General features: G+C 70.0%; 8 protein-coding genes. 3 read left to right on the top strand and 5 right to left on the bottom strand.

Annotated features, from left to right (window positions below; all coding sequences use genetic code 11):
• From D6682_00320 to D6682_00305, 4 genes are all read right to left on the bottom strand, one after another.
• Window positions 1-507 (bottom strand): hypothetical protein (locus D6682_00320; GenBank protein RMH53068.1); only part of this gene is annotated, 507 nt, incomplete at its 3' end.
• 131 nt (window positions 508-638) lie between these two features.
• Complete coding sequence (radA, locus tag D6682_00315; GenBank protein RMH53067.1) at window positions 639-2018, bottom strand: DNA repair protein RadA; 1380 nt, start codon at window positions 2016-2018, stop codon at window positions 639-641.
• 5 nt (window positions 2019-2023) lie between these two features.
• Window positions 2024-3157 carry a hypothetical protein gene (locus tag D6682_00310; protein ID RMH53066.1) on the bottom strand — a complete coding sequence of 378 codons (1134 nt, stop codon included), beginning with the start codon at window positions 3155-3157 and terminating at the stop codon, window positions 2024-2026.
• 118 nt (window positions 3158-3275) lie between these two features.
• Window positions 3276-3497, bottom strand: a complete 222-nt coding sequence (locus tag D6682_00305) for a hypothetical protein (protein ID RMH53065.1) — start codon at window positions 3495-3497, stop codon at window positions 3276-3278.
• Here D6682_00305 and D6682_00300 point away from each other — a divergent pair.
• The 3 genes from D6682_00300 to D6682_00290 all read left to right on the top strand — a co-directional run bounded on the left by D6682_00300 (window position 3474) and on the right by D6682_00290 (window position 6093).
• Window positions 3474-4691, top strand: a complete 1218-nt coding sequence (locus D6682_00300; GenBank protein RMH53064.1) for a radical SAM protein — start codon at window positions 3474-3476, stop codon at window positions 4689-4691. The genes D6682_00305 and D6682_00300 overlap by 24 nt on opposite strands.
• A gap of 33 nt (window positions 4692-4724) precedes the next feature.
• Entirely contained in the window at window positions 4725-5060 is a 336-nt protein-coding gene (locus D6682_00295) for a PqqD family protein (GenBank protein ID RMH53063.1), read from the top strand.
• 193 nt (window positions 5061-5253) lie between these two features.
• Window positions 5254-6093, top strand: coding sequence for a hypothetical protein (locus D6682_00290; GenBank protein RMH53062.1), 840 nt, complete (start codon window positions 5254-5256; stop codon window positions 6091-6093).
• Here D6682_00290 and D6682_00285 read toward each other — a convergent pair.
• A complete protein-coding gene (locus tag D6682_00285) occupies window positions 6059-7210 on the bottom strand; it encodes an MFS transporter (GenBank protein ID RMH53061.1) in 1152 nt (383 codons plus the stop codon). The genes D6682_00290 and D6682_00285 overlap by 35 nt on opposite strands.
• Window positions 7211-7284: the final 74 nt, after the last annotated feature.

Raw genomic sequence — 7284 nt, 5'->3', positions numbered from 1 at the left:
GTTGGCGAAGTTGTCGTACTCGTCGATCAGTAGGTAGAGCTTGAAGCCGGATCGGCTGATCGCACTGCAGAGGGATTCGAAGGATGCGATGGCGTTGTCGTCCTGAATCTTGGCCTGGAATTTCAGGTGGGAGTCGTATTTGTTCTGCACATCGATGATCCGGTTGTTGATGTGCTGGTTCAGCCGCCTGGTGATCTCTTCGGCGCTCCCCTGCGCCGACACCAGCGAGAAGTCCCACTTCATCACGAGATACGCGTTGTGCAGGGGGGTGGGGTCGCGGCCGATGGCCAGATGGCCGAAGAGCGTGTCAAAGCGATCCGCCCTGGCCAAATCGTAGTAGTTCTCCAGCATGGAAAGCAGCAGCGACTTGCCGAACCGACGCGGACGGAGGAAGAGCAGTTGATCGCCCGCATTCTCGATGTCGCGGATGGCGGCGGTGCGGTCGACATAGAAATAGCCGCCTTCGATCAGCCGCTGGAAATCATGAATGCCGTAGGGAAACTTCATCGCCCGACTCCATCGCAAATAGCTCCGGTCCATGGAGTGGTTGCGCGCCACGCCAACGCCGGGGATTCCGGCCGGCTTCGTGCGCACGCCCACAACCCCGCCATGCGGCAGGAGCCCTCTGCCCGAGAATCCTACCCGCCCGCGCCCAGCAGGCGCACCGCCTCGCCCAGGCTGGCCGCGGCAAGCAGCGCCGGCGGCGCCTCCATGCGCTCGGCCGCCTGCAGTGCCCGCGCGCGGTTGCCCTGCGGCAGCAACACCCGCGCGAAACCGAGCGAAGCCAGCTCGCGCAGCCGCGCCTCCGGCTGCCCCACCGGCCGCACCTCGCCGGTCAGCCCGACCTCGCCGAACAACGCCAGCTTCGCCGGCAACGGCTGATCGCGCCAGGCGGAGATCACCGCCATGGCCACCGCCAGATCGGAGGCCGGCTCGACGATGCGTACCCCGCCGACCACATTGAGGTAGACATCCTGCCCGGCCAGCGGCAGGCCGATGCGGCGCTCGAGGATGGCCATCAGCATCGCCACCCGGTTGGGATCGATCCCCACCGCCGCCCGTCTGGGGGTGGCGTAGACCGTCGGCGCCACCAGCGCCTGCACCTCGACCAGCAGCGGCCGCGTCCCCTCCATGCAGGCGAGCACCACCGAGCCGGCCGTCTCCGCGCTGCGCTCGTGCAGAAAGAGGCGGGAGGCGTCGCGCACCCCCTTGAGGCCGGAGTCGCGCATCTCGAAGATTCCCACCTCGCCGGCAGGGCCGAAGCGGTTCTTGACCGCCCGCAGCATGCGGTGGGCATGACCGCGATCCCCCTCGAAGTAGAGCACGCAATCGACCATGTGCTCCAGCACCCGGGGGCCGGCCAGCGCCCCCTCCTTGGTCACATGGCCGACCAGCACCAGCGCGAAGCCGACCGACTTGGCCGCGCGGATCAGCGCCGCCGCACACTCGCGCACCTGCGCCACCGTTCCCGGTGCCGAACCGAGCGTGGCCGCCGTCGCCGTCTGGATCGAATCGACCACCACCACCTGCGGCCGCGCCTCGCTGATGGTGGCCAGCATCGCCTCCAGATCGACGCCGGCGGCGATGGTCAGGCCATCGTGCAGCGCGCCGATCCGCTCCGCCCGCAGCCGCACCTGGGCGGCCGACTCCTCGCCGGTGATATAGAGCACCGAGCCATCCCGGGCCAGCAGTGCGGCGGCCTGCAGCAGCAGGGTCGATTTGCCGATCCCCGGCGCGCCGCCGATCAACACCGCCGAGGCGGGCACCAGACCGCCGCCGAGCACGCGGTCGAGCTCACCGATACCGGTGGCACACCGTCCGTGCGCCTCACTGCCCACCTCGGTGATCGGCCGCGCCGCCAGCGCCTCCTTCCGCCTGCCCCCTCCGGAGCCCTTGCGCGGGGCGACCGGCAGCTCCGGCTGCTCGCTGATCGTGTTCCAGCCGCCGCAGTCGGGGCACTGGCCCTGCCATTTGCGCAGCAGGCAGCCGCACTCCTGACAGACGAACGAGGAGGCCACCGCGCCTACCCGCCCAGCTTGCGCCAGCCGCGCAGCTCGGCCCCGAACAGGGAGAGCGCCTGCATCAGCTGGCTCAGCCGGGTGCGGATGAAGGTGCAGCGCACACAGCCGCCGGCGGCGATCTGCTCGCGCACCTCGCGCCGTGGCACGATGGTCTCGCGCCAGAAGGCGAGCCGGTCTGCGCGGCCGGGCAGCATGCGGGCGAAGAGTCGCTCGGCGAGGAAGGGGATCTGCTCGTGGCGCAGGTGGCGCTGGAACAGGGCGCGCTCGCGCCAGTCCATCGCCGGCCGGATCGCGCGCAGCAGCTCCGGCGGGACCGGTGCGGCGAGGTTGGCCGCCGCATAGCCGAGCGCGAACCAGCAGGGGCGCTGCAGCCCCAAAAACCGGATGGTCTCCTCCGCCTGGCCCCACCCGTCGTCGTTCGTGATCCGCCGGCAGAGCAGGGCGATGTCCCACAGCCAGATCATGCGCTCGAACGAATGCTTGGCGGCGTGGAAACAGAGCCAGGGCAGCTGCAGCGCATCGTCGATGACCAGCGCCGGCGCGCCGGCCACCCTGCCCGGACGGGCGCGGTCGAAGAAGGTCTCGACGGAGAGCGGAGTCAGCCGCCGCCAGCAGCGGATGCGATCGGCGCCGAGCGGCTCGTCGTGCAGATCGACCAGCACCGTGCCACGGGCGAGCAGATGGGGCTGCCAGTCGTTGATCGGGGCGAAGCCCTGCCCACGCAACAGCTCCAGCGCCGCCTCCATCGCCTGCGGCCGGACCAGCAGATCGATGTCCGACTGCGGCCGCAGATCGGTGCGCGGGTAGAGCCTCTCGGCCAGCGTCAGCCCGCGCAGCGGCACTACGGCGATCTCCGCCTCGTGCAGCATGGTGAGCAACCGCCCGGCCGCCCGCACCAGCGCCGCGCGTTCGACCGCCTGCTCGCGCAGGGCCTCGGCGATCTCCTCGACCCGCGCCTCGGGCAGCGCCACCTGCCGGTGCAGGCGGTGCCAGAGCAGCGCCATCACCCCCTCCCGACGCGCCTGCAGCCAGAAGTCGGCATCGTGAAGCAGCGGATGGTCGCACAGCGGCGCACCGCGCAACAACTCGGCCTGCAACCAGCGACAATGCATGGCGAAATCCCGCGCGCTTGACATCAGCCGTACTCTAGCCTATCCTACGCCGATTGCGTAGCCACGCTCGGGAGGCAGCCATGGAACCGTATGGTCAGGAACGTCGATTCTCCGCACGCCGCCGGCTGCTGCGGCTCGGCGCCTACACCCCGCCGGCGGTGCTCGGCGCGCTGGTCGTGGCACAGAACGACGCCTGGGCCAGCGGCAGCAAAGACAAAAACGGCAGCAAGAACAGCAGCAGTGGCAGCGGCGGCAACCCCTCCTGCGCCCCCTGCTTCTGCGCCCCCTGCGGCCGTAGCGGCGAGAAGAACCGCAAGAGCTGCGATGATCGGCGCAAGAAGTGCAACTCCTCGTCGGGGAACAAGAACAGCAGCCACTCCTGACGCGCCTCCGGGCCGATGCGTTACCGCCAGCCGACCCGCCCACTGCTAATCCACCCTTTCTGACCCGCCCCCTCTTCTTCCCCCGCGGCGAGGTGGCCCTCGTCGCGCGGCGGGGAACCGATCTGCTGCTCCACCGCTGCGACCACCCTCCACTGCAACTGAGCGGTCGCCTCGCCGCCGCGCTGGAGCGACGGCTGCGGCCCGAGCCTGTCGCCGACTCCTGCCCGCTGGCCGCCGCCGCCCGCCATCTGCCGGCGCTGGAGGGCATCGCACAGGCCACGCCAACCAGCGACGCGCTGCGCCAGTTGGTCTGCGGCGATCTCGGCCTGCTCTTCGTCGAGCTGACCCTGCGCTGCAACGAGCGCTGCCTCCACTGCTACGCCGACGCCACGCCGGAACAACAGGCCCACCTGAGTGCCGAAGAAATCATCGATCTGCTCGACCAGGCCCGCGCCCTGGGGCGGGCGCGGGTGCAGTTCACCGGCGGCGACCCACTGATCCACCCCGAGCTGGTCACCGCCGTGCGCCATGCGCGCGCCCGTGACTTCGCCACCATCGAGATCTACACCAACGGCCTGCTGCTGCACGACGCGCTGCTGCAACGGTTGACCGAGGCAGGCGGAGCAGCGCTCGCCTTCGCCTTCTCGCTCTACAGCCACGATGCCGCCCGCCACGACGCCGTCACCCGCCTCCCCGGCAGCTGGCAGCGGACCATCACGGCGATCCGGCGGGTGGTCGCCCGCGGGATCCCCTGCCGGGTGAGCATCATCACGATGGCGCACAACCGCGACGATGCCGAGCCGACCCGGGCGCTGCTGCGCTCCATGGGGGTGGAGGAGGCGGCGATCGCCGTCCATCCGATCCGCGCCATCGGTCGTGGCCGCGATCAGAGCGTCGATCGTGACGAGGAACCAGCCCTGCCGACGCCGCTCCCCCCCCGGCGTGGCAAGCTGTGTGTTGCGGCCGACGGCGCCATCCTCCCCTGCATCTTTGCACGCGGCCGCAGGCTGGGCAACATCCGCCGCGGTGCCATCGTCGAGCAGCTGCGGGCCATCCCCATCGGCCCGGCGTCCGCCGCAGTCGATGCGTGTCACAACCAACTCAGCTGCCACGACTGCCGCACTTCGGCCTGGCTGCTCGGTGGTAAAACCGACCCCTCTTTGGAGGGGCAATGACATGACGGCTTCGCAAGAAGCCGACATCGCGGCATCGGCGTGCCGCACAAAATCCATGGACGGACTTGTTGCGACAGGAGCATAAACATCAATCATCCAAGACGAAAACCGGATCTCTCCTTCGAGGAGCTGGAGGGGCTGGACGAGGTGGTGGTGATCGACCACGACACCGGCCGCTGCGTCTCACTCAACCACACCGCCGCCGCCGTGCTCGAGCTGTGCGACGGCAGCCACACTGTGGAATCGATCGCCAGCGAGCTGGCCGCCATCTTCGAGGTCGAGCAGGCAGCGGTGGCACGCGATGTGGAACAGCTCCTCGATCAGCTGCGTGCGCACCAGTTGCTGACGACCGCGCAAGCAACCGATTGATTTGTAAAGGAAGAGAAAACGCGCTTTTCGCTTTCCGTCGAGCAAAAAGTCCACGGACGGACTTTTTGCGATCGAATGACTTTTTGCGATCGAATCAATTCCTGCCCGCGCCGTAGAGGCCGCCATCGACGATCCGAGCATCGACAACCAGGCTGCTGCAGCGCGCCGGCAGCCAGCAGCCATCCGCTGCCGGGTGGCCGACTCCGTCGTCACCGTTGAGGCACCGCAACCGCTCTTCGACCTGATCGCGCCGCTCTTCGCCCTCTACCCGCCGGCCGCACCGGAGCAGCCGGCGACCTGCCGCTTCCGGGCAGGCCGCGATCCCGATGGCGACTGGCGGGCCGAACGCAACGGCGAGGAGCTGTGGCGCGACCACGACCCGGGCAACATCGTCGCGGCGATCGAGCTGGCCCTCTACCGCCACACCGTCGCCGCCGCCACCGATCGCCTCTGCTCGATCCACGCCGCGGCCATCGCGTGGCAGGGCGGCGCGCTGCTCTTCGCCGGCTGCTCCGGCGCGGGCAAGTCCTCGCTCGCCACCGCCGCCCTGCTCGACGGCGCCGCCTACATGAGCGACGAGTTCGCCCTGCTCGATGCCGAAGGGGCGATCCACCCCTTCCCCCGGCCGCTGCAGTGGGACGGCGGCGTCCATCCGGCCTTCGCCCACGAGGAGATGGTGGACAGCGGCTGCTTCGAGCGCGCCTCCTACCACTTCACCGATCCGGACGGGGGGCGCCGCCACTCGCTGCTCTGGCTGCCGCGCCGCGTTGCCACCGAGCCGGCCCCAGCCCGACTGCTCCTCTTCCCCCGCTTCCGTCCCGGGGCCGAGGCCACACCCCGCCCACTGCCGCGCAGCATAGCGCTAACCCGCCTGGCCGACCTGCTGCAGCAGCCCCGCCCGCTGGCCCAGGCGATCCACACACTCCACCGGTGGCTGCCGGCGCCCTGCCGCTGCTTTGAACTACCCTTCGGCGACGCCCGCGCCGCCTGGCGACAGATCAGGCGGCTTGCCGCAGCGGACGCAACAGCCTGATCGCAGCCAGCGCCACCGCCGCGCAGAGCCACCACGCCGTGGTGAATCCGGCCGCCGCGATCACCTGACCGCAACCGGCCATCCCAAGCGAAGCCCCAAGGCCGAAGCCGGCCGAGGAGAACCATCCCTGGGCGGCGGCGCTGCGACCTGCCGGCGCCCAGCGCTGGACCCAGACCAGTGCCGTGATGTGGAAAGCGGCGTAGCTGGCCGCATGAAGCAGCTGCAGCAGGGCGATCGCCCACCAGTCGACAGCCAGTGCCGTGCCGATCCAGCGCAAGGCGGCGAGCAGCAGGCAGAGCGAGAGCACGCGGTAGGGGTCGGCGGCGTGCAGCGCATCGCTCCAGCGCCACATCAGCACGATCTCGGCCGCCACCCCGACCATCCAGAAGAACCCGATCTGCCAGCCGGTATAGCCCAGGTGGCCGAGATGGAGCGTGAAGAAGCCGTAGTAGGTGCCGTGGGAGAGCTGCATGAGGAACCCGGCCAGAATCAGCGCACGCAGCCGGGCCGGCTGCGGGGTTCCCGTCGGCCCGGCCAACAGCGCGGCATGGTGCGCCGGCGGCGGAAAGGCGGCGCCGCAGGCGGCGGCCATGAGCAGCACCAGCGCCACCACCGGCGGCAGCAGCGCCACCTGCCCGGCACCGCCAAGCCACGCCCCGCCCGCCAGCGAGGCGACGATGAAGCCAAGCGAGCCAAAGGCGCGCAGCCGGCCGTAGCTGCCCTGCGCCTGTTCGGACAGCGCGATGGAGAGCTGGTCGGCCAGAGGGAGCGTCGCCGCCCACAGCAGGCCGAAGAGGGCGATCAACAGTGCCAGCGCCACCACCCCATCCACCCACGGCCAGGCCAGCGCCAGCAGCGCGGAGAGCCCCAGCGCCACCACCACCATCGCGCGCAGTCCGCCGGGAGGATGGCGATCGGCCAGCCAGCCGGCCAGCGGCGGCGCCACCACCTTGCCGGCGGCAAGCAGCCCGCTGAGCAACCCGATCGTCGCCACATCGAGCCGGCGCCCGGCCAGCCAGAGCGGGAAAAAGGGGAGCATCAGCCCCATGGCCGCGAAGTAGAAGGCGTAGTAGCCGCGGATCGCATGCAGACCTGACAAACGGGAGCGGTGAACCATTGGGGAAAGGCTAGCACCCCTGCCGATCGCTGCTGGCATGGTTGTTGCTGGAGCACTCCGAACGAAGCGGGCGA

Source organism: Zetaproteobacteria bacterium (genome assembly GCA_003696765.1).
GTDB lineage: Bacteria > Pseudomonadota > Zetaproteobacteria > Mariprofundales > J009 > RFFX01.
The sequence above is the reverse complement of the archived record's forward strand: the minus strand, read 5'-3'. Positions and strand labels throughout refer to the sequence as shown.

What these genes read in the sequence shown, in the direction of transcription:
- D6682_00310 (RMH53066.1), bottom strand. Translation starts at nt 3,157, where the DNA reads ATGTCAAGCGCGCGGGATTTCGCCATGCATTGTCGCTGGTTGCAGGCC.
- D6682_00285 (RMH53061.1), bottom strand. Translation starts at nt 7,210, where the DNA reads ATGGTTCACCGCTCCCGTTTGTCAGGTCTGCATGCGATCCGCGGCTAC.